Source organism: Microbulbifer rhizosphaerae (genome assembly GCF_014191725.1).
GTDB classification, from domain to species: Bacteria; Pseudomonadota; Gammaproteobacteria; order Pseudomonadales; family Cellvibrionaceae; genus Microbulbifer; species Microbulbifer rhizosphaerae.
In genome coordinates, this window is sequence record NZ_JACHWZ010000019.1 from 42,588 (window position 1) to 67,708 (window position 25,121).

A 25,121-nucleotide genomic window follows, 5' to 3' on the forward strand; every position below is an offset into this window, starting at 1 on the left:
GGATTGCACTGCCGAAGCTACTCACAAAGTGAGAGTTGGAGTGCTCCTCAAAAAAAAGGGCCCCGCAAGCGGGGCCATAATCAGCGATGATGAGAGAAAACGGGAAGTCACGCATTAATAACTTTTGCCATAACCCGTGATGGATTCCCGGAGCGCGGGCCTTGCGGCCCACAGTTATTGTTAAAGCAATCGCTGTGCCAAGTTTGCATAACCTGTCCCCACGAGGCCTCTGTGGCCCTGTTCCGGGCCCGGCGGGAGTCGCGTGAACCAGCGGGGCGCCAAAAACCGGGGGTGCGCACCAAAGCTGCGCAATGTGACCCAAAGTCCTTAGTGGGTTCTCAAATTCTGGGACTGGGGGTGTCTTGGTCCAGATGATGGGGTAGGATCACCCCTTGAGCGGACTCCGCCGAACCGGGCTATATACCTATTACCCTGTTCTCCCCGGGGCACCGCTGTAGCATATTGAAAGGTTGTACTATGAATGCAGTATCCGAGACCCCGCGGCCCGCGACACCGCCGCGCCTGTGGGTCACCACCATCCTGTTTGCCAGCACAGCGCTGGCGGCGCTGATCCTCGTGCCGCTGTATGGCGTGCTCTACGGCTATCACTGGTCTCAGTGGCTGGCCTTCGCCGTCTATGGCGCCCTGTGTGGTCTCTCCATCACCGCCGGCTACCACCGTCTGTGGTCGCACCGCACCTATGAGGCCCACTGGTCCCTGCGGCTGTTTTTTGCCCTGTTTGGGGCCGCTGCGCTGCAGAACAGCGCGCTGGTCTGGTGTTCCGGCCACCGCCGCCACCACCGCCACGTGGACGACAACGAGCGCGATCCCTACTCTGCCAACCGCGGTTTCTGGTTTTCCCATATCGGTTGGATGCTGCGGGACTACCCCAGCGGCCAAGAGGATTTCGACAATGCCAAGGACCTGCAGCGGGACAAGATCGTGATGTTCCAGCACAACCACTATGTCCCCTTGACTCTGGCCATGAACCTGGGCCTGCCGCTGCTGCTGGGATGGCTCACCGGCGATATCGTCGCCATGCTACTGTTGGCCGGTGTGTTGCGTATCGTGGTCAATCATCACACCACCTTCTTTATCAACTCCCTGGCCCACATATGGGGCCGCCGCCCCTATACCGACGAGAACACCGCGCGGGACAACGACCTGCTGGCGTTCCTCACCTTCGGCGAGGGATACCACAACTACCACCACATCTTTCAGACCGATTACCGCAACGGTATCCGCTGGTACCACTGGGACCCCACCAAGTGGCTGATCAGAACCGCGAGCTGGCTGGGCCTTGCACACAACCTGAAGACGGTGCCGGCGATGCGTATCCAGCGCGCCATGCTCACCATGCAGTTCAAGCGCGCGGAGCGGAAACTGGAAGAATCCAGCCATAGGGACAGCTGGCGCCAACTGGTGGAAAAGGAAGCCCAGCAGTTTTCCGCGGCCCTGGCGGAGTGGAAGGAACTGCAGGCCCAGCGCTACGAAAATGCTCGTGAACGCCTGCTGGCCAGGTGGGAGAGTGCAGCTATCCGCACCCGGGTGAAGGAACTGGAATACAGCCTGAAAATGCAGCGCAAACGGCTGAACATTATGATGGAGCAGTTCCACCTGTGTCCGGCGCAGGTGGCGTGACATCTGCCACAAAACCAAAAAGCGGGCCTTTGAGCCCGCTTTTTTTTTTTGGATTAACCGAATGACTTTAAGTTAGCTGAAAGGCGGCCTCCCTTTTCTAATCGCTCCGCCCGGCGGCAAACTGGTTCATGGAATAGGCCACCCGCTCCTCTACATTTTTTTCCAGCTGTTCCAGGTCAAGGCTTTCGATATGCTGCAGCCGCTTGCGCAGGCCCACGCCGTTGGCGATCTGGATCGCCAGTCCCGGGCGGGCATTGGCCTCCAGCAGCAACGGGCCCCGCTTGCGGTCCAGCACTATGTCGCAGCCCAGGTAACCCAGGCCGGTCATTTCATAGCAGCTCGCGGCAAGCCGCACCAGATCGCGCCAGCCAGGCACCACCAGTTCGCCGAATGGCATCTGTGTGTCCGGATGCTGGGAAACACGCAGGCCGCGCTGTACCGCGTGACAGGATTTGCCGCTGGCCAGGTCGATACCCACCCCCACGGCCCCCTGGTGCAGGTTGGCCTTGCCGTCGGAGGCGTGGGTTGAGCAGCGCAGCATGGCCATCACCGGAAAGCCGCGGAAGACAATCACGCGGATATCCGGCACCCCCTCGAAGGAGTAGTTGTCGAACACCGGATCGAAATCCACCAGTGCCTCGATCATCACCCGGTCCGGCTTGCCGCCCAGGCTGTAGAGACCGCTGTTGATATTGCTCACGTGGCGCAGGATATCCAACGCAGTCACTTCCGCACCGGAAGTTTTCACGTATTTATCGCCATTGCGTCCCGCGATCACCAGGATTCCCTTGCCGCCGGAACCCCGCGCCGGCTTGATCACGAACTGCCACAGGGGCTCGATCACTTCCATCACCCGCCGGCGGCCGGGCTGGGTGTCGAAAGCGGCGATCAGCTCCGGCACCGCGATACCGTAACGTGCCGCGGCGCGCTTGGTGCTGAGTTTGTCGTCCACCACCGGGTATTTATCGCGGTCGTTATAGCGGGCGATATAGTTCACATTGCGCGCGTTCATGCCCAGCACGCCCATACGCCGCAACGCCAGCGGCGAGACGAAACCGCCACGCAGCTTGCCGAAGATTTGCGCTATCGAGACCTGACGCATCTAACGTACCAATTGCCGGAAACGCATCAGTTCCCCGAGGCGGAAGCCGGTGTAGTTACCTACGATCAGGATCAGACCCAGCAGCACCAGTAACAGTTCCGGGAAGTTGAAGGTCCAGTGTTCCACGTAGCGGTTGGTCATCACCCACCAGGCGAGCACCGCCACCAGCAGGCTGCCGCCCGCCTGCACCACCACTTCGTAGGGACCGTCCTCCTCCCAAACGATGGACATGCGCTCGATGGTCCAGGCCAGAATAATCATCGGGAAAAAGGTTACGGTGAGCGCCTGCTCGATACCCAGCTTGTAGCTCACCACACTGATGGCCCCCATCAGTATCACCACCGTAACCACCACCGCGGCGATCCTGGCTACTAACAGCAAGTTGAGCCGGCTGAGGTAGAAGCGCACCCAGAGCCCCAGCACCAGGATCAGGACAAAGATCGACAGGCCGGTGATCAGCCGGGTCTCAATAAAGGCGACGGCCAGCAGCACCGGCATAAAGGTGCCGGAAGTGCGAATGCCCACGAATACCCGCAGTAGCACCACTACCAGCGCGCCCACCGGCACCAGCAGGATCAGCTTGAAAATACTCTGCTGTTCGATGGGCAAACTGTAGATCGAGAAGTCCACCAGCGCTTCCTTCTCCCGGCTGGTGCTGAGCATGGCCACTTCCCGCGCAGGGACGTCGTTGGAGATTACCGAGAAGGTCACTCTGGAATTGCGCCCGCCCTCCACGTCCAGCAGGCTCTTGCCGCCGCGCTGCCAGATAAAGAAATTTTTCGGTACGCCCGGCGAGCCGCTGTGGGGCTCGAACACCACCCAGCGCTCGCCGTCGTAGACCTCCAGCAGGTCCTCCGGGTCCAGGCGCCGGCGGTCGTCCTCCAGATAGAGACCGCGGATGCGGTGTGCGGGTATTTCCGCAGCGGACAGCATTAGCAGTGCCACATCCACCAGGGAGCGGTCCTTGTAGTAGCCGAAGATCAGGTTCCGATCCTGATTGCGGTTGTCGCCCAAGGCGATGAGCAGTTGGGTGGTGAAAGTCTTGGTATCCGAGGAGCGCTCCCGCGCGCTGTCCACCAGGGAATAGATGGCGAGGCGCACCGCCTCCTGTTCGCGGGCACCGAGAAACGGTTTCTGCACCTCGGTACTCAAATCCAGTGGCTGTTCCAGCGCTGCCCCCGGTGTCTGGTGCACGTCCAACTGGTAAAAGAGCGATTGTGAGCCGGTGGCTGAGCGGCGCGACCACACAGCGCGGTATTCGTCGTCCTCGCTGACAATATTGAAGCCGTAGCCGGAGGAACTGAAACTCTCGTTCAGCACTTCCATATTGCGCTGTTCCCGCGGCAGGGTCAGCGCGGCCTTGACCGGGCCGCCATCGGCGGTGAAGCGCACTTTGGCCTCGATGGTCCAGACGGTGCGATACTCCCCCGGCAACAACGGGAAGCCCAATTCAATGTTTTTGTAAATCGTCAGGCCCGCACCCATAAGCGCAAGCAGCCCAGCGATAATATAAACCTGAGCGCGCGGCGACATCCGCCAATCTCCATAATTTCTACTGGCGCGCGAAGAGAGGCGCGGCGCCGAATGTTGTTATCTGGACGAGCGTAGGGGGGGCTCGAGAGCTACTTGTCCGAGCGCTCCCGGGGTCGGCCCTGCACGTGCTGGCGGCTCACGTCCACCACCGCGGCGTCCTTGAGGAAGTTGCGCCCCACCAGCAACGGGTAATCGGGAGCGCCGCGATCGGTCAGGTTGACCTCCACCATATGGGTGACCTCGCCCACCGTGAGGCTCATCTCCACCACCGGTCGCCGCTGGCTGTCAAAGCCCGGGCGCGTCACGCGCACAAAACGCTTGACCGGCAGCTCGATCGTCACCGGCTCCGCCTTTTTCTCGTCCGGGTCCGTCAGTTCGAAACGGATCCAGTCCTTGCCGTCCCGCTCGAAGGGCGTTAGCTTCTGTGCGCTGAGGGAGGATGTTGGAGCACTGGTATCGACCAGCGAGCGCAGGCGCAGGCCGCCGGGCTCTATGGCCACGGTTTCCACCGACCCGAGCACCAGCTTGTCTTTTGCCACCGGCACTTCGACCAGCCTTTCCCGGGTGCGTTCGATAATGCGCTCGACCACTTTGACTTCCGGCTCGGCGCACGCCAGCTCCACTGGGGGCGGGCACTGTGCCTCCGGGATATCGGTGGCGGCTTCGCCTGTGGCCGGCTCGGCCGCCGGAGCCTGTCTCCCCGGTGTCAGGCGCTGAAACATCTCACAGCCCACCAGCAACTGGGAGATCAGCAACAGCGACAAAATGGGAAAAATCCGCATTCTTAAATACTACCTTAGGGCCTCTCGGCCACCCCTGTGCAAAGCTTGTCCGTGCATTTTCTAATATCGGGAAATCCCTGCCCCTTTTTTGCAAAGGCCGGATAGTAACCTATCCGCCCGGGACCTGAACAGCGACTGCTCGACAGCTCGCGGTTCCCCGACGGGGAAATCAGCCGAGCCGGAGGCGCGCGTCTATATCGCCGAGCAGCTTTACCAGCGGGGCGGCTCTGGCTTTGTCCTTGAAGTACTCCTCGGCGATGGGCGCGATACCGCACTGCCGCGGCAGCGGCTGTTCCCGCTCGACCAGCAGGCTCATGCGCGGCAGGAACACAAACTGCAGCCATTGGGGCAGGCTGAGGGTGTCCACGCAAAAGGGTTCGCGGCTGTCCAGCGCCTCCGCGGGGGGCGGTTCCGTCTGCCACAGGTCGAGGCGGCGCAGTTCCACCTCTAGTTGGAGCAATTGGTCGGCGACGTCTGAATAAATCGACTGCATAGCAAAACTATTATTGTGCGGGTTGCTCTCTTTCCCAACCCCACTCTCTCGCAAGCGGGAGAGGGGCCGGATTCCGGCCAGTTATTCGATCCGCCGGGTAAAGGGCGGCAGCGAGTCCAGGATAGCCCGACCGTAGCGTCGGGTGACGATACGCCGGTCCAGCAGAATCACGGTACCGCTGTCGGATTCGGTGCGCAGCAAGCGCCCACAGGCCTGTACCAACTTGAGCGCGGCGTCGGGCACGGTGATCTGCATAAACGGGTTGCCGCCGCGGGCCTCGATCCACTCCGCCAGCGCCGCCTCGATGGGGTCGTCTGGCACCGCGAAGGGCAGCTTGGCGATGACCACCTGGCGGCAGTAGTCGCCGGGCAGGTCCAGGCCCTCGGCGAAACTGGCGAGCCCGAAGAGCACGCTGCTGCCCCCTCCGTCCACCGTCTCCCGGTGAATCTCCAGCAGTTGCTGGCGGGAGCGCTGCCCCTGCACCAGGATACGGTTGCGCCAGGTGCCGGGCAGCGCTTCGTACACGGTTTCCATCTGCCGGCGGGAGGAGAACAGCACCAGTGCGCCCCCGGAGTCCTGCAGCAGTTCCGGCAGCGCATCGATCACCGCACTGGTGTGTGCGTCCGCATTGCCCGCGTCCACCGCGGCGGCGGGCACCCGCAACTCCGCCCGGGAAAAGTCGAAGGGGCTGGGCACCACCTGGTAGCTGGCGTTGTCCGGGGTGCCGGCGCGCATTTTCAGGCGGTCGAAGCGCCCCAGGGCAGTGAGGGTGGCGGAGGTGAGCACGGCACCGAAACAGCGGCGCCAGAGGCTGTACTCCAGGGTTTTACCGGCGAGGATCGGCGAACTGCATACCTCGAAATCGGTGGAGCCGCCCCAGTCCACCAGGGTGACCCAGCGCGCCTGGGGCAGCGCGCCCTCGGCGTCGGGCCGTCCGTAGTTGGCCCAGAGCTGCAGGTTGGCCTCCGCGCGCCCGTACCAACTGCCCAGTATCGGATACCAACGCTCCAGGTCCACAGCCGGCACCGGGCTGTGGGGGTCCTCCAGCAGGCGCTGGGCGGACTGCAGCATCTTGTCCAGCAGGGACTCCAGTTCATCGAAGTCCTCGCGCAGCTTCTCCGCCAGCTCCATCAGCACCTCCGGCACCACGCCGCCGGCAAAGCGGTGGCGAGCGCCGCGGCCAGGAGAAGACGAGGTGCCGCCGCGCTGGTCTTCGAATTCACAAATGTCCTCGATCAGCGGCCACAGCTGCTCCAGGGACAGCTTGGCGGAGCTGAGCACCGCCGGCAATTGTTCGCCGCAGCGGTCTATCTCACCGCCATCGCCGATTTCGCCGAGCAGTTGACCGAGGTTCTTGTTCGCCTGGTCCAGCCAGCCGGTGGTGGCGCCCACGCGGCTGTGGTGGGAGAAGTGATTGAGCGCTTTGTCCGGCAGATGGTGGGCCTCGTCCAGGACATAGATGGTCTCCTCCGGGGGCGGCAGTATGGCGCCGCCGCCCAGGGCCAGGTCCGCCAGCAGCAGGTCGTGGTTGGCGACGATCACCTGGGTCTTACCCAGGCTCTCGCGGGCGCGGAAGAAGCTGCAATTGCTTACGTGTGGGCAGCGGCGGCCGCTGCACTGGCGGTGGTCGGTGGTGACCCGGCTCCAGTCCTCCACCTCCAGGGTATCCGACCAGTTGTCCCGGTCGCCGTCCCAGCCGCCGGTGGCCAGCTTGTCGGCCATTGCGCGGTAGAGTTTGATCCCGTCCTCGCCCACCTGGGGCTTTTCGTCCTCGTAGAGGGCGAGGCTGACACCCGCACCGCCGGCGCTGAATTCCGACAGCAGCTGGTCCAGCTTGCTCAGGCACAGATAGCGGCCGCGCCCCTTGGCGAGCGCGAAGTCGAACTGCAGCCCGCTGTGGCGCATCAATTCCGGCAGGTCCTTGTGGATGATCTGCTCCTGCAGGGCCACTGTGGCGGTGGACACCACCAGTTTCTTGTCCTGCGCCTGTACCAGCGGAATGGCGGCCAGCAGGTAGGCCACCGTCTTGCCGGTGCCGGTGCCCGCCTCCACCACGCAGATATGCTCGCCGTCGGTCTTGTCGCAATCGCGCTCACCGCCCGCCGCCCGGGCAATGCCGCCGAGGGTTCGGGCGATAGCGGCGACCATCAGCTTCTGCCCGTAACGGGCCTTGAGTTCGCGCCCGGAGAGGAACCGGCTGTAGGCGGCCTGGATGGATTCTTTGTGTTTTTGGCTGAGCACGGGGTTTCCAGTGACTACTCGTAGGCGAGGCGCGAGACCACCGGGTTGGCATAAGCGCGGATGGCCTTTTCGCGCCAGCGCTCATCGATGTCTGCCATGCGCTTCTCGAATTTCTGCCGCGTCGCCTCATGCTCGTCCGGGTGCCAGGGCCGGGCCGGATAGGAGACCGGCAGGTCAGGCGCCTCGCCGTAGACCATCTGGTAGGCGATCAGGTTGGTTGGGTGCAGTACGTAGTTGCCGATAATCTGCCGGTCGATCTCCTCGGCGACGGAGGCCACATCGTTGAAGTCCCCCTCGATCGGCGTACCGAAGGCGGCGTGCACATGCCCCTTGGGGCCGGTGATCCCTCGGGCGATGGTCCCCAGGTCCTCGTGTTCGGCCTTACGGTACTCCTCCTGGTGCTCGGTAATATACAGCTCCTTGGCCTTGCTGGCATCGCAGGGGTCCCACTCGTAGGAGATGGACAGAGGAACTATATGCAGCTTGCGCCAGAAATCGGCGAAAGGGGTCTCTTTGTCCTTGGTCATCGCGAACATCGCCACCAGCGCCGGATTGGTACGGTCCATGCCGTCCTTGGCACGCCCGGAGCGCTGGGCGATCCATACGTGTTCGTTGTCGTTCACTACGGAGTAATAGATGTAATTGGATAGCTGGGTGGCCGCGGCCAGTTTCTCCCGGCGGCTGCCGGCCTGGCGCTTGACCACAAAGCTCTTGTTCAGCTTCATGAGATCGGTGGCGAATTGCTTGGTGAGCAGGTTGTCGCCGATGGCGATGCGCGACGTCTCGTGCCCCTCACGGAACATGGCCACGATGGACAGCGCCGGGTCCATGGCGATATCCCGGTGGTTGCTCACAAACAGGCAGGCGCGGTCCCGCGGCAGTCTGTCCAGGCCGGAGATAGAGAATTCGCTGGTGGTGCGCTCGACGATACGGTCCACGTACTTGTCGACCACTTCCTGTACGCCGCGCACATCCCGCGCCTTGCGCAGTTCGAAACGCACGAACTGGCGCACCAGCCAGGCCACCGGGCGCTCCAGCATACGCGCCGCACTCGGCACCAGGAAGTGCGCCAGCGCGCGGGACATCTCCGGATCGGCGATCAGCCGGTCCAGCACCGGGCGCACCTCGTCGTCCCGGTAGGGACGGATATCCTCGAACTGGGCGGGATCCAACTCACTCGCTCTCATGCTCTCACTACACCAGTTGGCCGCAAAGCGCGGCTTTCTTAATTTGCTTATTTGTGGACAGGAACTCTACCCCGGCCGGGGTCGCCGGGCAGGGCGCAGAACATACCGGAAGCGCCGCAGAACTGCCAGTGGTCGGCGATGGGCGGAATGGAAGCGGACCAGCGAAATTCAATTCACCACTGGCCACCAACCACTGACCTCGCCAAAGTGGACTTCCCCGGCCACAGCCGGGAGAATAGGCGGCTTATTCCCGTCGACGACGGCAAAAACAACGATAACGATAATGATTCCGGGCCGCCGCGGCCCCGCAGTAGTCCAGGAGTAGCCCTTGAGCCAGCCCAGTTCCGCCGAGCCCCGCAATCCAACCCTGTTGGATGCGCTGATCCCGCTACTGATTCTTATCACACTGCTGTCGTTGTCCGTGTTCTTCTTCGGCGAGGACTCCTCCTACGGCCCCAACCAGATCGCCCTGCTGCTGTGCGCCGGCGTGGCCGCTTTGATGGGCATGAAGAACGGCCACAGTTGGAACGATATGGAAGGCGGCATGCTGCACGGCATCGGCCTGGTGTTCGGTGCCATCCTGATCCTGCTGGCTGTGGGCTCGCTGATCGGCAGTTGGATTCTCGCCGGCACCGTCCCGTCGATGATCTACTACGGCGTGCAGATACTATCGCCGCAGTGGTTCTATGCCGCCAGCTGTATTATCTGCGCCGTGGTCGGCCTCAGCATCGGTTCCAGCTGGACCACCGCCGGCACCCTGGGCGTGGCACTGATGGGCATCGCCGGGGCGCTCGGCCTGTCCCCGGCGATCACCGCCGGCGCGGTAATTTCCGGCGCCTACTTCGGCGACAAGATGTCGCCGCTGTCCGACACCACCAACGTGGCCGCCGCGGTGACCTCCAACGACCTCTTCCTGCATATCCGTCATATGCTGTGGACCACCATGCCCGCATTCGCGCTGGCCCTGGTGGCCTTTGCGGTGATCGGCCTCGCCGCCGACACCGGCAGCGCCTCCGCCGCGGATATCCAGTTGATGCTGAACGCCCTGCAGGACGAATTCAATATCTCCGCCGTGAGCCTGCTGCCGCTGGCGCTGCTGCTGTTTATGGCCTGGCGCAGGATTCCCGCCTATCCCACGCTGATTATCGGCGCACTGGTGGGCTGTGTTATCGCCGTAATTTTCGAACCGGAGAGCACTCGTCGCCTGGCGGGGGGAGAAGGCGGTGCCCTGGACCTGCTCAAAGGCGCCTGGATCAGCCTGTTCGACGGCTACAAATCCACCTCCAGCAACGAGAATGTGGCGGCGCTGCTGTCCAAGGGCGGCATGAGCAGCATGCTCAACACCATCTGGCTGATCATCTCCGCCATGGCGTTCGGCGGCGCCATGGAGCGGGCCGGCTTCCTGGAGCGCATCGTCAACTGGGCCCTGTCGGGGGTAAAAACCGTCGGCGGCCTGATCACCTCCACCGTGCTCACCTGCTTCGGCATGAACGCCGCCGCCGGCGACCAGTATATGGCCATCATCATCCCCGGGCGCATGTTCCGCGAGGCGTTCGCCGACAAGGGGCTGCACGGTCTCAACTTGTCGCGCACCCTGGAGGACTCGGGCACCATCACCTCGGTGCTGATTCCCTGGAATACCTGCGGCGCCTATATGAGTGCCACCCTCGGCATCGCCACTTTTACATACGCGCCCTTCGCACTGTTCAACCTCCTCTGCCCACTGCTGGCCATCGGCTACGGCTGGTTCCACTTCAAACAGATGCCGCTGTCTGCCGGCACGGACACTTCCGCCGTGGCACAGGCACATGCTCAGCCCCAGTAGAGCGATGGAGGATAGTGACACCCTCGGCGAGTTGATCGCCGCAGCGCAGTTCAAGCTGCGCTGGTTCGATCTGGGACGGCGGATACTGCCGCTGACCCGCACCCAGGCCGAGGCCTTCGAATCCGGCCGCTCACCCTGGCCGCACCCCTACCTGCGCCACGCCTGGACAGGGCTGCTGCTATGGCCGGAGGAAGGCGGAGAACCCGCGGTCTGGTTTCTGCGCCTGCCCCTTGATGAACAGGGAAAACTGCAACTGCCGGTGCGCGATGGCTTTCTGCGCCAGCTCACACAGCAACTGTGCGCCGACAGTGACGGGGACCCGGCCGCGCGCCTGCAAAGCGTCCTGGACCGCAGCGAGCTGGTATTCGATCCGCTGCCGGAGCGCCGCGCCAGCTTCCACGCCCGGGCCGGCCTGTTGCTGAAGCGGCCCCCCAGCGCGCACTACGCCGCGATGCTGGAGTACTGCCGCGACCCGGACACCCGGCCCTGGGACCGGTTGGCCCTGCAGGGCGTCGCCGATCTGGCGGCGCGCTGGGAAGAGCACGGCGCGCTGCTGCAACAGAGAATGGTCAGGCTGGCGGCTCCGGTATTTATCAATCTGTGCCAGTGCCTGGAGAACGAGGCCATCGATCACCGGCTGGCGGCGGGGATCATCGACCGCGCCCGTTCGCAACTGGCCGGCGGCACCGCGGATTACACCCCGGTGGCCGCCGCTGTTCGCGGTGTTTCCCACTCGGTCGCCGGTGGGTTGCGCCGGGAATTTCTGCGCGAACTCCTGCTGGGTTCGGCGGGGCGCGACAGAGAAGTACTGGCGGCCATCGGCAGCCGCTGTCCGCGGGATCTGGAGCGAGCGGAAATTGCCGAACCCTGGCTCGCCGCGCTGGCGGAAAACCTGGACCAGAAAACTTTCAACCTGCTGCTCACCGACCTGCTGTTCCTGCCCCAAGTGCGCCCGATATTGCTGGGGGCACTGCGCAACCCGGCGCGCCCGGAATCCCTGGCGCGCGCATTCGGAATACTGCTCCGGGGCTCGCTGCCGACCCACTAGCCCGGATACCTTGGGGCGCTCCGGCAACACAAAAATATTTTGACGCGCAAAGCCACCATGGGTTTAAAGAAATTTTTTTACAGTTTTTTACAAAAAAAATTTTCGGAAATTCCGCAATAGTCTACAGAGCGATTTGGCGGACAAACCTCCAAATTTAGGTATTTTGTCACGCCAAACTGGCACAAAATTTATCCAGACTTTCCCCCTGGCGGTTATTTTAACCGTGCGCCTATTACACTCCATTGGGCGGTATCTTTGTAGAAAAGATTTTTACAAAGCAGACCAAACAGGTGACGTTTTATTGTCTATGCTAATGGCTAACATCAACGGAAAGGAGTTAGGGGATGAATTTCACTCCAGCCAAGTACTTAATCGGAATTATCAGTGCACTGGTTTTGGCAGGTTGCTGTGCAGCGCCAGTCCCGCCGGCTTACTGCCCTCCGGGCTCTGAACAAATTCCGCTGTCAATGGCCTGCCCCGCAGACGCGGATTGTTGGATGGCTTCCGACAATGTTCGCTGCATGAAAGTGGTCAAGTAAGATTACTTTCCGGCAAGCCTAGGGCACCTCTGCACAAGTCCATGGCCTCTCAGGCTTTCAGAGCGGTTCACAATCAAGGCGCGACTTTGCAGGAATGTCTAGACCTTTCAAAAAGTCGCAACGTAGAGTGTGAATCGCTCTGAAAGCCCCGCAGGGCGGGTCCTGAAGCATGCATCTGCGGCGTTGCAGCTCTTGCAAAGGGCTAGGCCATTCGCGGCGAGCTGCGCCTTGCATCTGCACGCTTCAGAACCGCTGAGAAGCTATGGACTTGTGCAGAGGTGCCCTAACAATGCCGCTTTTCGGAGCGGCATTTGCATTTTCTACGCCGCTATATTTTTGGGCTTTTGGCAGCATAGGGTGAAAAACCCGCTGAGAGCCTGGTTGGAATCTTGCGTAGGGTTCTCCAAGACCGGGGGGCCTCTTTCCGGGGCCGTATGAGACATGGATGCCGATAACGAGCGTACAGGGATGTATTAAAGGGCCCGTGCCCCGGAAAGAGGCACCCCAACCGGTCCCGTACTTAGGGCGGGAAAACAAAGAATTCCAACAGGCTCTGAGAGCCCGCTTGAACTCTTCCAAGGCTGGCCGACAGGCCCGTTTGCGGCTAGCATAAGCGGCTTTTTACGAGCCAATAAATCCGCACCGCTATGACAACTGAATCCCGCTCCGCCGCCATCGCCCGACTCCAGTCCCACCACCAGCAACACAAATGGTCCCTGCGCGAACTGTTCGCCACCGATCCCGACCGGGCCCAGCGCTTCAGCCTCGAAGCTGCGGGCCTCTATCTCGACTACAGCAAGAACCACCTGGGCGAGGATACCCTGCAGTTGCTGCTGGACTGCGCGGATCAGCTCGGACTGCCGCAGGCGATCGCCGACTTGCTGGCGGGCGCCGAGGTGAACAACACCGAGCGCCGTCCCGCCCTGCATACTGCCCTGCGCTTCCAGGGCAAACCGCAAAACGAACACGAGCGGGCGGTGGCCGACTGCCGCACCCAGATGAAGCGGTTCTCGGAAGAGGTACACAGCGGCCGCTGGCGGGGCTTCTCCGGGGAGCCCATCCGTCATATCGTCAATATCGGCATCGGCGGCTCCGACCTGGGCCCGCGCATGGCCGTGGAGGCGCTGTACCCCTGGCAGCGGGAAGATATCAGTGTGCATTTCGTGGCCAACGTCGACGGCGCCGACCTGAGCGACACTCTGTCGCGACTGCCCGCGGAGCAGACCCTGTTTATCGTCGCCTCAAAATCCTTTTCCACTCTGGAGACCCGCCAGAACGCACTCTCCGCGCGCCGCTGGATACTGGATGCGGGCTGCCGGGAAGATCAGCTGGAACAACACTTTGTCGCGGTGAGCAGCAATATCGTCGCCGCCCAGGACTTCGGCATAGCCCCGCAAAATATCTTTCCCATGTGGGACTGGGTGGGTGGCCGCTATTCACTCTGGTCCGCGATCGGCCTGCCCATCGCCCTGGCCTGCGGCTTCGAGACCTATGAAGCACTGCTGGCCGGCGCCCACACCGTGGACCGGCATTTCGCCGAGGCGCCGCTGGCTGAAAACCTGCCGGTATTGCTGGCGCTGATCCACTTCTGGTACCGCCAGTGCTGGGACGCCGGAAGCCAGGTGGTGCTGCCCTACGCCCAGCGCCTGACGCGCTTCCCCGCCTGGCTGCAACAACTGGACATGGAGAGCCTGGGCAAGGGCGTGAACCGCGAGGGCCACGCGCTCGATTATCCGAGCGGCAGCGTGATCTGGGGCACCGAGGGCAGCAACGGCCAGCACTCCTTCCACCAGTTGCTACACCAGGGCACCGATCTGATCCCGGCGGACTTCATCGCCATCAAGGAGCCCACCTCCGGGCTGGAAGAGCAGCATAAGTGGCTGCTGGCCTGCTGCATCAGCCAGAGCCAGGCGCTGCTGCGCGGCAAGACCCTGGCCGAGGCCCGGCGTGAACTGGAGGACGAGGGCCACACCCACCGGGAAATCCACGCCCTGGCGCCGCATAAGGTGGTCCCGGGCAACCGTCCCAGCAACACTCTGATTCTGCAGAAGCTGGACCCGCACAATCTGGGCGCGCTGCTGGCACTCTACGAGCACAAGGTGTTCGTGCACGGCTTCCTGATGGATATCAATCCGTTCGACCAGTGGGGAGTGGAACTGGGCAAACAGCTCGGCAGCCGCATCTTCGATGCGGCGCAGGGAGCGTTGCCGGAGGATTGGGACGGCTCTACCCGGGGGCTGGTGAGGATGCTGCTCCCCGACAATTGAGTTGAAACGGTTTCACACTGTGGAGAGCGGGTGCCTGGGTATGTCGCCTTACCGCGGCGCTGCCTCGCGCTGTCGGGCCTGGATCGCGCCCACCGCGGGCAGGGCATTGCCGTCCTCGTCGAACATCCCGCGACTCCCGATGCCGCGGAAGTTGCCGACGGCGGGTTCCCACCACATGACGCCCTTGCCGCGGCCGCCCGGGATGGCGCGGACGGCGGCGTCCACGTCGAGCCAGTATCGCATCTGGCCTTCGGGCGTTTGAGGGTATTCCATTGCGTCCGCGCGCGGGGCGTCCTCCCACTCGCCCGACTCGCGCCAGTGGTAGGCGGCCTCGACCAGAACGATATCCTTGTCGTACGCCTCGACCATGAACGCGAAATTGGCCCTGAGCTCGGCGAGGGTGCCATGCCACCAGGGGTAGTAGCTCTGGCCGATCACATCGTAGTCGATGCCGTAGGTGTGGAACTTGTCGAAGAACCACTTGGTGCGCTCCATGTCGCCGCCGCGGTCGATATGGATCATGATCAGCGGCGAATCGACGTCGTCCGTCGTCGCGGCCTCGACGCCCTCGATTGCGGCGCGGACCAGGTCGGCGAAGCGGTCCCAGCCGCCCTCCTGGGAGAGCTGGCCGTCGGGCCACATCATGCCGTCGATCACCTCGTTGCCCGGCTGCACCATATCCGGCCAAGCGCCGGCCTCGCGGAAGGCTTCCATCGTTTCCTGTGTGTACGCGCGCACCGAATCGACCAGCTCCCCGTGCGACTGTCCTTCCCACACGGCGGGGATGAACTGCTTCTGCGGGTCGGCCCAGGTGTCGGAGTAGTGGTAGTTGAGCAGGAACTTGTAGCCCAGATGCTTGGCTGCCTTGGCCAGCGCGATGGTGTATTCCAGGTCATTGGGCAGCCGGTCGGGTGAGTGGAACAGCCGGAGGCGGACCCAGTTGAACCCGTGGTCGCGGAAGATCTCGAGGCCCGGCTTCACGGCGCCGCCGTCTTTGAACTCGGCCCCGCGGTCCTCGGCGGACTTGAGAAAGGACAGGTCGGCTCCGATCGCATATTCGCTATCTGCGGCCCATACCCGATTTCCCGATAGCCCAAGGACAAACGCCACCACGACGGTAATGGTCACCCACTTTGAGAATATTCGATTAATCATTTTTTTATAGGCCTCATCTGCACTTTGTTGTTTACCTCCTTGCTGCGCTCTCATCCCAGCTCTCTCACAACCGGCTCAGCCGTCAACTCAGTGGATGCTGCCGCGCCGGTGGTCGCCAATACAGATCTTTCTGCTGCTACCGCCTCCCCATTTACGAGCCAGTAACCAACGGCCACCAGTTCGCCTGGGCTCGGGGCTTTCCACGAACAGCGATTCCGGTACATGGAAGGCTTTTCGATACCAGCCGACGCCCGCACGGGCGTAGCCAGTATCATAGGCATCGCCGGATTCCTCGAAAAATGGCGATCCGCCGGTGGAGCTTTCGATGGACCAGTCATGGGGAATCTGCACCTTCCGCCAGCGGACTTCAGCGGCCGCTTCGACTTGCCGGCATGGCAGGTCTCCCCGGTGAAACTCCCAGTCGAAGGCAAAGACTTCCGGATCGAATTGTTTCCCTCCCTCACCGCCAAAACCGACGCCGGGAAGGGCCAGAAGCAGAGCGAACAATATCAGGGGCTTGATTGGCATGGCTATTGTGGCGCTATAAAGCGTCGCAAAAATTCTTCGTGGGACAGCAGCTGGTTTACCGAATGCTCCAGGGAGTATTCAATCCTGTCCAGGAGAGCGCGGGTCTTTTCCGGGTCGGAAGCCTGCACCGCGGGGCAGTAGTCCCGAGGAAAAACACCCATACCGGTCAGCACCGCGTGCCAACTGTCCTCGGCAAACAGGTCCAGGTCGTTGTGCACCAGCCGGCCCTGGCTCTTGTAGAGCGCCAGCTTGGTTTCCAGGGATGGGGGAATGGGCCGCTGGCGCCAGCTTTTCCAAAAAGGGGAGTCGTCACGCCGGCTGGTGCAGTAGTGCATAACGATAAAGTCGCGAATACTTTCATATTCGATATCCATCAGGCGGTTGTACTCCGCTTCCGTGTGCGGACAAATATCCCGGCCGGGAAGCAGTTTGACCAGGTTGAGCGCCGCGCGCATCGCCAGATAGATGCTGGTGGATTCCAGGGGCTCCAGGAACCCGGACGACAGGCCGATGGCAACACAGTTACGGTGCCACATTTTTTCGCGCTTGCCGGCCACAAAGCGGAGCCTGCGCGGATCGCCGACGGGCCTGCCGCCGGCGTTATTCAGCAACAGTTCCGCAACCCGGTCGCCGCTGCAGTAGTCACTGCAAAAGACATAGCCGTTGCCCGTGCGATGCCGCAGCGGGATACGCCAGCGCCAGCCGTACTCCTCGGCGATGGCTTCCGTGTAGGGCTGCAGCGTTCCTCTCTTTTCCGTCTGCACCACTACTGCAGCGTCCACCGGCAGATACTCGTGCCAGTTGCAGTAGCCCACCTTCAGGGCATCGCCCAGCAACAGAGCGCGCTGGCCGCTGCAGTCGACGAAGAAATCCCCCTGCAGCTGCCCACCCCCTTTCAGCGCCACGGCTTCTATCCGGCCGTCACTGCCCTGGCGGATATCGACCACATGACCCGCGATACGCTTTACTCCCTGCTGTTGCGCATAACCGGCGAGATAGCGGGCCGCCAAGCTGGCGTCGAAATGCAGGGCGTAGCCCATGCGGGTGAGATTGTTGGGTTTTTGCGGATCGGGAATAAAGAATCTGTGCGCCCGGGCCATGGCCGCGGAGGGGGAGTAGCGGGTATAGCCGCTGCTATTGCCGTACGCCTGACTTTTCAGCCATTGGTGGAAGAACGGCTGGCCGTCTATTCTGGCTCCGATGTTTCCAAAGGGATGCCAGTAGCTGTGTTCCGGGCCCTGCCAGCCTGTGAATTTGATTCCCAGCTTGAAGGTGGATTTGGTTTCGCGGACAAAATCCGGTTCGGGAATACCCAGTACTTTCAGCAAGTCGACGAATGAAGGCACCGTGGCCTCGCCCACGCCGATGGTATCGATTTCCGGTGATTCCACCAAGGTGACCCTCGCACCGGTACCGGCGAGTACCTTGCCAAGGAGAGCGGCGGTCATCCAGCCGGCAGTACCGCCACCGACGACGACCCAGGATTGGATTGGACGGTGCTTGATAAGCATGAGTTATTATAAAAAATAGTACATTGACCACCCGATCTGATTTGCAAAAGGCATATTGCTATACTTACTCATTTAGATAACCCAAAAGGTTGATAGTCCACTTACCTCTCACAATTTGCACAACTCCCGGTTCATCAACCACCGGCCTGGTACATTTGGGTGACTCTAGTGTGGTGTAAGGTACTAAATGCGGATATCAGCGGGCCGCTAAGCGGCCAGATGCAAGGCGCATTTGCGCGGGCGTAGCCCGCTACGGCAAGCAAATGCAACGCCGCAGATGGCTGCTTAGCGGCCCGCCCGAAGGGAGCCCCCCAAAATGCCCACAGCTGCGTTGCCGCTCTTGAAAAGGGCGAGCCATTCCCTGCGAGCGGCGCCTTCCTGTGAACATTTTGGGGGGCTCTGATAACCGCATTTAGTACCTTACACCACACTAGATAGTCGATAGAAACTCCTTCAGAACCTCCACGGTAGGCATCAGCTGGTCGTGGTGCAGGTTATGGCCCGCATTATCGATGTGCACCAGCTTACCTTTCCGCATTACGCTGGCCGCCTTCTCGTGGACTTTTCGTTGCTCCGGCGAGGTGTCCGCTTTGAGAATAAGCGCGGCTACCGGGATCTTCGCCAGTGATTCTCCGGTTCTCATTGTGCCCGACATTACCTGCCACGCTTCAGTGGTGTAGGCTCCATGATATTGCTTTTTCGAGAGCGCCCAATACCGGCAATCCACCGGGTCCCATTTTGGGGTGTTGTGGTGGCAGGTCGCCACCAGTTCGTCGAAGCTGTAGTTATTCTGTACCACCAGTGTTTCGGGAGCCCCGGACATGCTCACGGAAAGGTGATCCGGTTGCGAGTTTTCGTTTTTCCCGACGTCACTTGTTGCACTTTTTCTCTCTTCTTCACGCTCCGTGGAATCACGACTGCGGGGAGGCCAGGGCCCCAGCCACGGGTCCAGCATGACGATGGCTTTCGCCAGATCGGGGTATTCCCCACCCACCCGCATTACCGTGGCGGCGCCCATTGAGTGGCCCATAAGGATCGGTTTCTCGAAGTTCATCGCCTGCACGAACGCCACCACGTCTTTCACTAGCGTATTACCATCATCAACAGCGGTGAAAGGATCTGACAGACCATGCCCACGAGCATCAATCATATATACGTCATATGAGTCCTGCAGCCTCCACGTCAGGGTGGTCCAGCTAAGTCCAATATCCGTGATCCCATGAACCATCACGACAACCGGTTTTCCCGGCGCCGGGACGGCGCGGTAATAATGTATGCGGATTCCGTTCGCATATACATAGCCATCCGACCATCCATCGGGAATCCCCGGTGGCTGGGCGGCAATTTTCATTGCAGGTAGAAGGGTAAGTACACATAAGATCAGCAGGCGCATGTGGATTTTCCCTCTTTTTTTAATCTGTTTAAAAATCTAATACAATTTTTAAGCCACGAATATTTACTGCCAGCCTATCAATACACTTAACTAAAAAAGAGGCTCCAGCGGAGCCTCAAAAATCCAACAACAACGGGAGGGGAGATAGTCGGCGGAAGTCTCCAGACACCCGCTCAACAATTGCGAAACACTTGCGCGAACAAGCTCAGAAGCTTGCCCTGATACCTAACTGATAGCGCGTCCCCGACATCTGCACCAGGCTGACGCGGTCGCGCTGCCCAAAATACTGCAACCTTGTTTCGTTGGTCACATTGATGGCTTCAAAGGCGGCGGTCACGTTATCAGTCACATCGTAGGACAGGCTCAGGTCCAACTGGCCGTAGGCATCGGTATATTCCGGCTGTAGACCGTCGCCGGAGCGGCTGTTCATGAATTCATCCCGCCAGTTGTAGGCGATACGCGCCTGCAGGCGGTCCTTGTCGTAGAAGCCCACCAGGTTGTAGGAGTTTTTTGCAAAACCCTCCAGGACATTACCCGGCTCCGGCACCAGTGGCAGGTTGATCGGGGCCGCATCCTTGTCTTCGCTGTCCGCGTAGGTGTAATTGGCCTGGATACCCAGGCCACTCCAGATGCCCGGCAGGTTGTCGAAGTAGTGCAGTACCCCCAGTTCAATACCTTGAACCTTGCCACCGGGACGATTTTCCTTGCGCTCCGACTGGAATATCACGGTTTGGCCATTGGCGGCATAGGCATCGGCCAGGTCCTGGGCTATGGGGCCGTCCCAGGGACCCACGGTGGTGAGGGTCGAAATAAAGTCGGAAATGTCTTTATAGAAATAGCCAACGGAGTATGCCGAGCCGTTGTCGGCGTAGTGCTCAAAAGACAGGTCAAACTGGTTGACCCGGTAGGATTCCAGCAGGGGATTGCTGCCGGCGATGGTCACCGTCGGATTTTCCAGCCCCGGACTCTCATTCAAGCTGGCGCGCTTGTCGGCCAGAGAAGGTTGGGTAATCGTCTTGGCGGCGGCGGCACGCAGGTAGTTGCCGTTGTTCAAATTCAGGCTGAAGTTGACACTGGGCAGGAAGTATTCCTCGCTGGTCTCAAAGGTGAGGGACTTGGCAGAGGTAATAGCCGCATTATGGACCTTTTCGGGCAGGTCCGAGGACTGTTCGTTCAGTGTCAACAGGTCGATGGTGGAAGCGGTGCCGCTGGCGGCGTTTTCGATGGAGACATAGCGGCCGCCCAGGTTGCCCGACCAGGCGTAGTCGCCCAGCTCGCCTTCGAGATTCAATTGCACATAGGCCGCAACAGTGTCCTCTTCATTGCCGTAGCTGCCACCGGCGCCCGGGTATACGGTATCCCAGCCGGCGTTGACGAGCGCCGCCCGCCAGTCATCACCGTTGGCCACCGCCTGCTCCAGATAGGCCTGGGTTGCCGCGCGGTAGGCTTCGTGGTCGGCAATCTGTACCCACTCGCGCGGGAAGTTGCCGCCTTCGCCGTCCATAAAGTTGCTGTCGCTCAGTTCCAGAACGTCCGCCGGCAGCACGCCGAGATTGGTATCGGGGTTCCAGGTACTGCCATCGCCGATCCACATGACGGCACCGCCACCACCCCAGTCTGCCCCCCCGGTTTCGGCATCAAACTCAGTACCAAATTCGTTGAATTCGATGGTGCGACCAGCATAGGCGGCCCCCGCCTTGACCGACTTGATCACGCCCACGTCAATCTCGTAGAGAGCATCCAGTTTGAGTTCCTTCACTTCGTCTTCAGACTCACTGGCCGCATAGCGCTGCCAGGCGGCGCGGACCTTGGAGATATCGGTCACGTCCAGGGAGCCGGTGGTGCTCAAGCTGGGGATATCGTTGCGGTAATCCAGAATGATTTCGCTGGGCTGGGCGACGCCGTTTTCGTCGAAGCGGGTGTAGTGCAGGGCCGTGGTGTTGTCGCCCTCGAAGGTCGATTCGGCCCTGGACCAGGAGGCGTCGACTTCCAGCGTAAGATTGCCGCTGTTGAAAACACTGTTCCAGCCGTAGGCGGCCGTGGTGGACTCCTGCAGGCCATAGTCCACGTTCATTTCCACATCGGTGTCGGCGATGGTGGCTTCCAGTAGGGTGCCGGAATCGCTGACCACGGCACGGGTATATTTACCCAAGTGCTGCATGGGCACCTGCAGGCCGGAACCCAGGAACTCCCGGTCGAGCTTGGTATAGAGGGCATCGAAGGTGGAAGAGAAATTCTCGCTCGGCTCCCACTGCAGGACGACGTTGCCGCCGGTGCGCTCGCGGTTCTCGTCCACCATATTGAAAATGGTGCGGCCGGGGCCGCGGCTGCCTTCAAGGCTGGTGGGGTTGCCGTCCTCGCCGAGGGTGTCATCGCCCATGGGCAAGCCGAAGCCGCCGGACGCGTACTGATGCCAGTGGCTGGTCCGGTAGTTGTCGATACGGCCGTCGGTTTCCTTGAAGGATACGCCCACCAGGACACCGAAGGTGTCGTCGGCAAAGGTATTGCTGACCACGCCCGCCGCTTCCGGGTTGGAATCCTCGGCCAGGCCGTGATAGTTGAGCTTGGTGGAGCCGGTGGCGTGGAAGCCGGCATTGTCCAGCGGGCGCGCGGTGCGCACATTGATGTAGGCGCCGATACTGCCGGCGGACAGATCCGCGCTCGGGGTTTTGATGACGTCGGCACCGCCGATCAACTCGGAAGGCAGTATCTGGAAATCGAAGCTGCGGCCTCCGTTGACAGTGGCCAGGGTGCGGTGGTTCAGTTTGACCACGTTGAACTCGGGGCCAAAGCTGCGCACGCTTACCTGGGAGCCCTCGCCGTTCACACGGGAAATGGAAACACCGGCGATACGCTGCAGGGATTCCGCCACATTCTGGTCGGGGAATTTTCCGATGTCTTCGGCGACGATGCTGTCCTGGATTACATTGGCGTCGCGTTTCCGATCCGCCGCCCGGCTCAGGCTGGCGCGAATTCCCTCAACGACCACCTCTTCCATTGGCGGACTGACTTCGTCCTGAGCAACCACTCCTGCCCCATATATCGCGGTCATTGATGCCAATATCGCTTTTGAAAGTTCGTTTTTTTTAGGCATGGTCTTCTCTCTCTCCGGCTGGTTATATTATTTTTTACTTAACCACTTCACCGCTGTGCCAACACCCGGCCTTCCTCATTGGCAGGGTACCAGCCATCAGGCATAACTTGTCTGATAAATCCGACATTACACAAATAAATTGTGAAGGTAAACTCCGTTCGTCTCATCGATATTCTGTGATTGCACCGGCGGCTTCACAAGTCGTAGAAGCACGCGACAAGCCCCTTGAAAAACTCGGCGTTATCGTCAAGTATTTCGCCCGTTTTATATGATAAATATAACTTTTATTTTTACCTCCCATCATGGTGGGAGGCGATAAAAGAATAATAAGAGACGGTTTAAGAGCGACGAGAGAGAAACCAGGCCGCGGTCTATACAAGAGGATGGCCCCCCAGTATCCGCATTTCGCAGCCCTGCGCGGCAACTGATTTCTGTTACAAGTCGTACGTATTTCCCGTCCTGTTTTCCTATTTTTCCTCGTGCCACAAAAAGCACCCACGAATGTCGCCGGGCGCAAACGCAGCGTTGTTCAGAGGTATTCCTGGCGGATCATTTAAATCGGTGGTTGCTTCACACAAAAACCTACTATCGAGGAACAACAATGACTGACAACATAAGACACAGATTCGCGCAGAGCGGTGAGTTGGCAAGAACCCTGGTACTTTTTTTCATCTTACTGGCTTGCTCGCCCTTCTCCTTTTCACAAAACCTGTTGACTAATCCCGGCTTCGAAAGCGGTACCAGCGGCTGGACGCTGGACGGGGACGCGTCGGCCCAGTTTACCGAGTCCAACGGGCGCAGCGGCAGCCGGCTGACCCACTGGTCGTCGAGTTCTTCCTACACGGCCGAGACCAAACAGGCGGTAACCGGACTGGCGGCGGGAACCTACCGCCTGTCGGCCTACACCGTCGGCGGCGAAACCGCCGGGGCCTGGCTCTGGGCCTACTGCGACGGCGAGAGCTTCTCAACCCCCATTCCCTCCAGTCCCTGGGGCAATTGGGCCCAGGTAGCCGTTGACAATATCTTGGTGAGCGGCGGCAGTTGTGAACTGGGAATAACGACCGAGAACAGCGAGTGGAGCAGCTTCGACGATGTGGTCTTTGAATGGGTGTCCGGCGGTGGCCCCGGCGAGCTTGTGATCGAGGAAGGCACTGGCTTCTGTGACGTGGATGGCTCGGTCGACAGCAACCACTCAGGCTATAACGGAAGCGGCTTCGCCAACACCGACAACGCCATGGGCAACGGCGTCGAGTGGCGTGTCCAAGTGCCCGCGGGCGGGAGCTATCAACTGGAATGGCGCTACGCGAACACCTCGGACAACAACCGTGCGGGCAGTGTTGTAGTCAATGGCAACGCAGTGGCCACAGTGGATTTCCCCTCCACCGGCGCCTGGACCAGTTGGGCATCGTCTAGCGCAAATATTGCCTTGAGCGCCGGCGAGAACACAATCCGCCTGGAGGCAGTTTCCGGCGAGGGGCTGGGCAATATCGATTCGTTAAGCGTGACCGGCGACAGCCCGCAGGCGGTCGACTGCGGCGGTTCCCCCCCGGGTGGTGTCTTCAAGCCCGATTACATCCTGGGTGCCGCTATCACATGGACCCTGGAACATGAATCGATTGGCCGTAGCTACAGCGATCAGGGACAAACCAAATCCATTGAGCGTATTCTGGTGGACCACGGCTTCAATTTTGCCCGCCTGCGCACCTTTGTTTGCCCGGAATGCCCGGGAGGCTATCTGGATAACCTTTATTCCGGTGCCGGTCCCACGGAAAACTGGGGCGATACCGCGCACACCATTGAATTGGCGCAGCGGGTTAAAGCCTGCGGCATGGGTGTTTTTCTCGATTTCATGCTGAGCGACACCTGGGCATCCATCGGCAAACAGTACAGACCGTCCCAGTGGCAGGGAATGAGCGACGCGCAAATACGGGCGGCCTCCTACAACCACGCCAAAGACGTACTCGATCAGATGGTGGCTGCGGGCGTGAAGCCGGATATGGTTCAATGCGGCAACGAAAACAATACTCATGTGTCGGGTTATTCCTATAACGACTGGGCTGGCTTCTCCGGTGTGATCAACTCCTGTATCCGGGCGGTGCGCGAGACCGATCCCGAGATCACCGTTGTGGCGCATCATGGCCGGCCGCGCCCGGACGGAGACTTCCCTTTCTGGGTGGACAGAGTGTTTGGCAGCAATCCGCCGATCGATGCGGACGTGGTGTGCGGCTCGACTTACGGAACCACCAACAACGGTGGAGACTGGTGGGACATGTTCAACTACGTCATCGACACCACGGGTAAGCCCGTGATGAGCTGTGAGTACACCGACGGTCGCCGTGATCTGGTCAACAACACCTTCCTGAGCCTGCCCAACGACATGGGTGTGGGTACCTTTATCTGGGAGCCAGCAGGGTATGGCGATCGGAGGCCGTTCAACTACAGCAACGGCGTGTATTACACCAACTCGTCCATGGATGAATATGCGCGCATTGCCCGAGAGGCTGGCCTTCCCGTGCCCTCGACACCCGCGTCGCAGTTGCAGGGCACTTCCTGTCAATAATCTGAAACCAGTGAGATGCAGTCGAGCCCGCGTAAGCGGGCTCACTCGTTACCCGAACTGATCGGCATTCGAAATTTATGACTTAAGTCTCGAGGTTCAGATCGGGGCGCCGGATGGGTGCCCGTTGCGGGACACGCTGTGAATACTGTAGCTTGTTCGCGAAGTCCCTCTCGCAGACGGTCCCAGAAGGGCGCCCCCCACCCCGGCTCAGGACCTCGAACT

The 25,121-nt window shown here is 60.9% G+C and carries 16 protein-coding genes; 5 read left to right on the forward strand and 11 right to left on the reverse strand.

Going from position 1 to position 25,121, the window contains the following annotated elements:
* The first annotated feature begins 477 nt into the window (after positions 1-477).
* Positions 478-1,641 (forward strand): acyl-CoA desaturase, encoded by a 1,164-nt coding sequence (locus FHS09_RS17355; protein ID WP_183462241.1) that lies wholly within the window; start codon positions 478-480, stop codon positions 1,639-1,641.
* A gap of 97 nt (positions 1,642-1,738) precedes the next feature.
* On the opposite strand, the gene FHS09_RS17360 is transcribed toward FHS09_RS17355, so the two are convergent.
* The 6 genes from FHS09_RS17360 to FHS09_RS17385 form a co-directional block, all read right to left on the reverse strand.
* A complete protein-coding gene (locus tag FHS09_RS17360) occupies positions 1,739-2,743 on the reverse strand; it encodes an alpha-L-glutamate ligase-like protein (protein WP_183462243.1) in 1,005 nt (334 codons plus the stop codon).
* Entirely contained in the window at positions 2,744-4,276 is a 1,533-nt protein-coding gene (locus FHS09_RS17365; RefSeq protein WP_183462245.1) for a UUP1 family membrane protein, read from the reverse strand.
* Between the two features lie 89 nt (positions 4,277-4,365).
* Entirely contained in the window at positions 4,366-5,058 is a 693-nt protein-coding gene (locus FHS09_RS17370; RefSeq protein WP_183462247.1) for an ATP-dependent zinc protease family protein, read from the reverse strand.
* A 169-nt stretch (positions 5,059-5,227) separates the two neighbouring features.
* Complete coding sequence (locus FHS09_RS17375) at positions 5,228-5,551, reverse strand: YqcC family protein (RefSeq protein ID WP_183462248.1); 324 nt, start codon at positions 5,549-5,551, stop codon at positions 5,228-5,230.
* Between the two features lie 81 nt (positions 5,552-5,632).
* On the reverse strand, positions 5,633-7,792 hold the full coding sequence (gene dinG, locus FHS09_RS17380; RefSeq protein WP_183462249.1) for an ATP-dependent DNA helicase DinG: 2,160 nt from the start codon (positions 7,790-7,792) through the stop codon (positions 5,633-5,635).
* Positions 7,793-7,806: 14 nt separating this feature from the next.
* On the reverse strand, positions 7,807-8,979 hold the full coding sequence (locus tag FHS09_RS17385) for a 1-acyl-sn-glycerol-3-phosphate acyltransferase (RefSeq protein ID WP_183462250.1): 1,173 nt from the start codon (positions 8,977-8,979) through the stop codon (positions 7,807-7,809).
* A gap of 328 nt (positions 8,980-9,307) precedes the next feature.
* Here FHS09_RS17385 and nhaC point away from each other — a divergent pair, with 328 nt between their 5' ends.
* From nhaC to pgi, 3 genes are all read left to right on the forward strand, one after another.
* Positions 9,308-10,804: a Na+/H+ antiporter NhaC gene (gene nhaC, locus FHS09_RS17390; protein ID WP_183462251.1), complete on the forward strand. Its 1,497-nt coding sequence runs from the start codon at positions 9,308-9,310 to the stop codon at positions 10,802-10,804.
* A gap of 4 nt (positions 10,805-10,808) precedes the next feature.
* A complete protein-coding gene (locus tag FHS09_RS17395) occupies positions 10,809-11,852 on the forward strand; it encodes a DUF3549 family protein (protein ID WP_183462252.1) in 1,044 nt (347 codons plus the stop codon).
* 1,186 nt (positions 11,853-13,038) lie between these two features.
* Positions 13,039-14,658: a glucose-6-phosphate isomerase gene (pgi, locus tag FHS09_RS17400; RefSeq protein WP_183462253.1), complete on the forward strand. Its 1,620-nt coding sequence runs from the start codon at positions 13,039-13,041 to the stop codon at positions 14,656-14,658.
* A gap of 48 nt (positions 14,659-14,706) precedes the next feature.
* Here the strand turns inward: pgi and FHS09_RS17405 are convergent, their stop codons facing one another.
* The 5 genes from FHS09_RS17405 to FHS09_RS17425 form a co-directional block, all read right to left on the reverse strand.
* Positions 14,707-15,867 (reverse strand): glycoside hydrolase family 53 protein, encoded by a 1,161-nt coding sequence (locus FHS09_RS17405; protein ID WP_221192088.1) that lies wholly within the window; start codon positions 15,865-15,867, stop codon positions 14,707-14,709.
* Positions 15,868-15,900: 33 nt separating this feature from the next.
* The gene (locus tag FHS09_RS17410; RefSeq protein WP_183462255.1) at positions 15,901-16,341 is read right to left on the reverse strand and encodes a hypothetical protein; all 441 of its coding nucleotides are present in this window, start codon (positions 16,339-16,341) and stop codon (positions 15,901-15,903) included.
* Positions 16,342-16,343: 2 nt separating this feature from the next.
* On the reverse strand, positions 16,344-17,852 hold the full coding sequence (locus tag FHS09_RS17415; RefSeq protein WP_183462257.1) for a tryptophan halogenase family protein: 1,509 nt from the start codon (positions 17,850-17,852) through the stop codon (positions 16,344-16,346).
* Positions 17,853-18,282: 430 nt separating this feature from the next.
* The gene (locus FHS09_RS17420; RefSeq protein ID WP_183462259.1) at positions 18,283-19,245 is read right to left on the reverse strand and encodes an alpha/beta hydrolase; all 963 of its coding nucleotides are present in this window, start codon (positions 19,243-19,245) and stop codon (positions 18,283-18,285) included.
* Positions 19,246-19,450: 205 nt separating this feature from the next.
* Positions 19,451-22,273, reverse strand: a complete 2,823-nt coding sequence (locus FHS09_RS17425) for a TonB-dependent receptor (protein ID WP_183462261.1) — start codon at positions 22,271-22,273, stop codon at positions 19,451-19,453.
* 667 nt (positions 22,274-22,940) lie between these two features.
* Here FHS09_RS17425 and FHS09_RS17430 point away from each other — a divergent pair.
* Positions 22,941-24,899, forward strand: a complete 1,959-nt coding sequence (locus tag FHS09_RS17430; RefSeq protein ID WP_183462263.1) for a glycosyl hydrolase 53 family protein — start codon at positions 22,941-22,943, stop codon at positions 24,897-24,899.
* The last annotated feature ends 222 nt before the right edge of the window (positions 24,900-25,121 follow it).

What these genes read in the sequence shown, in the direction of transcription:
- FHS09_RS17405 (WP_221192088.1), bottom strand. Translation starts at nt 15,867, where the DNA reads ATGAGAGCGCAGCAAGGAGGTAAACAACAAAGTGCAGATGAGGCCTAT.
- FHS09_RS17365 (WP_183462245.1), bottom strand. Translation starts at nt 4,276, where the DNA reads ATGTCGCCGCGCGCTCAGGTTTATATTATCGCTGGGCTGCTTGCGCTT.
- pgi (WP_183462253.1), top strand. Translation starts at nt 13,039, where the DNA reads ATGACAACTGAATCCCGCTCCGCCGCCATCGCCCGACTCCAGTCCCAC.
- FHS09_RS17375 (WP_183462248.1), bottom strand. Translation starts at nt 5,551, where the DNA reads ATGCAGTCGATTTATTCAGACGTCGCCGACCAATTGCTCCAACTAGAG.
- FHS09_RS17430 (WP_183462263.1), top strand. Translation starts at nt 22,941, where the DNA reads ATGACTGACAACATAAGACACAGATTCGCGCAGAGCGGTGAGTTGGCA.
- FHS09_RS17420 (WP_183462259.1), bottom strand. Translation starts at nt 19,245, where the DNA reads ATGCGCCTGCTGATCTTATGTGTACTTACCCTTCTACCTGCAATGAAA.
- FHS09_RS17415 (WP_183462257.1), bottom strand. Translation starts at nt 17,852, where the DNA reads ATGCTTATCAAGCACCGTCCAATCCAATCCTGGGTCGTCGTCGGTGGC.
- FHS09_RS17370 (WP_183462247.1), bottom strand. Translation starts at nt 5,058, where the DNA reads ATGCGGATTTTTCCCATTTTGTCGCTGTTGCTGATCTCCCAGTTGCTG.
- FHS09_RS17385 (WP_183462250.1), bottom strand. Translation starts at nt 8,979, where the DNA reads ATGAGAGCGAGTGAGTTGGATCCCGCCCAGTTCGAGGATATCCGTCCC.
- FHS09_RS17410 (WP_183462255.1), bottom strand. Translation starts at nt 16,341, where the DNA reads ATGCCAATCAAGCCCCTGATATTGTTCGCTCTGCTTCTGGCCCTTCCC.
- FHS09_RS17395 (WP_183462252.1), top strand. Translation starts at nt 10,809, where the DNA reads ATGGAGGATAGTGACACCCTCGGCGAGTTGATCGCCGCAGCGCAGTTC.
- FHS09_RS17360 (WP_183462243.1), bottom strand. Translation starts at nt 2,743, where the DNA reads ATGCGTCAGGTCTCGATAGCGCAAATCTTCGGCAAGCTGCGTGGCGGT.
- FHS09_RS17355 (WP_183462241.1), top strand. Translation starts at nt 478, where the DNA reads ATGAATGCAGTATCCGAGACCCCGCGGCCCGCGACACCGCCGCGCCTG.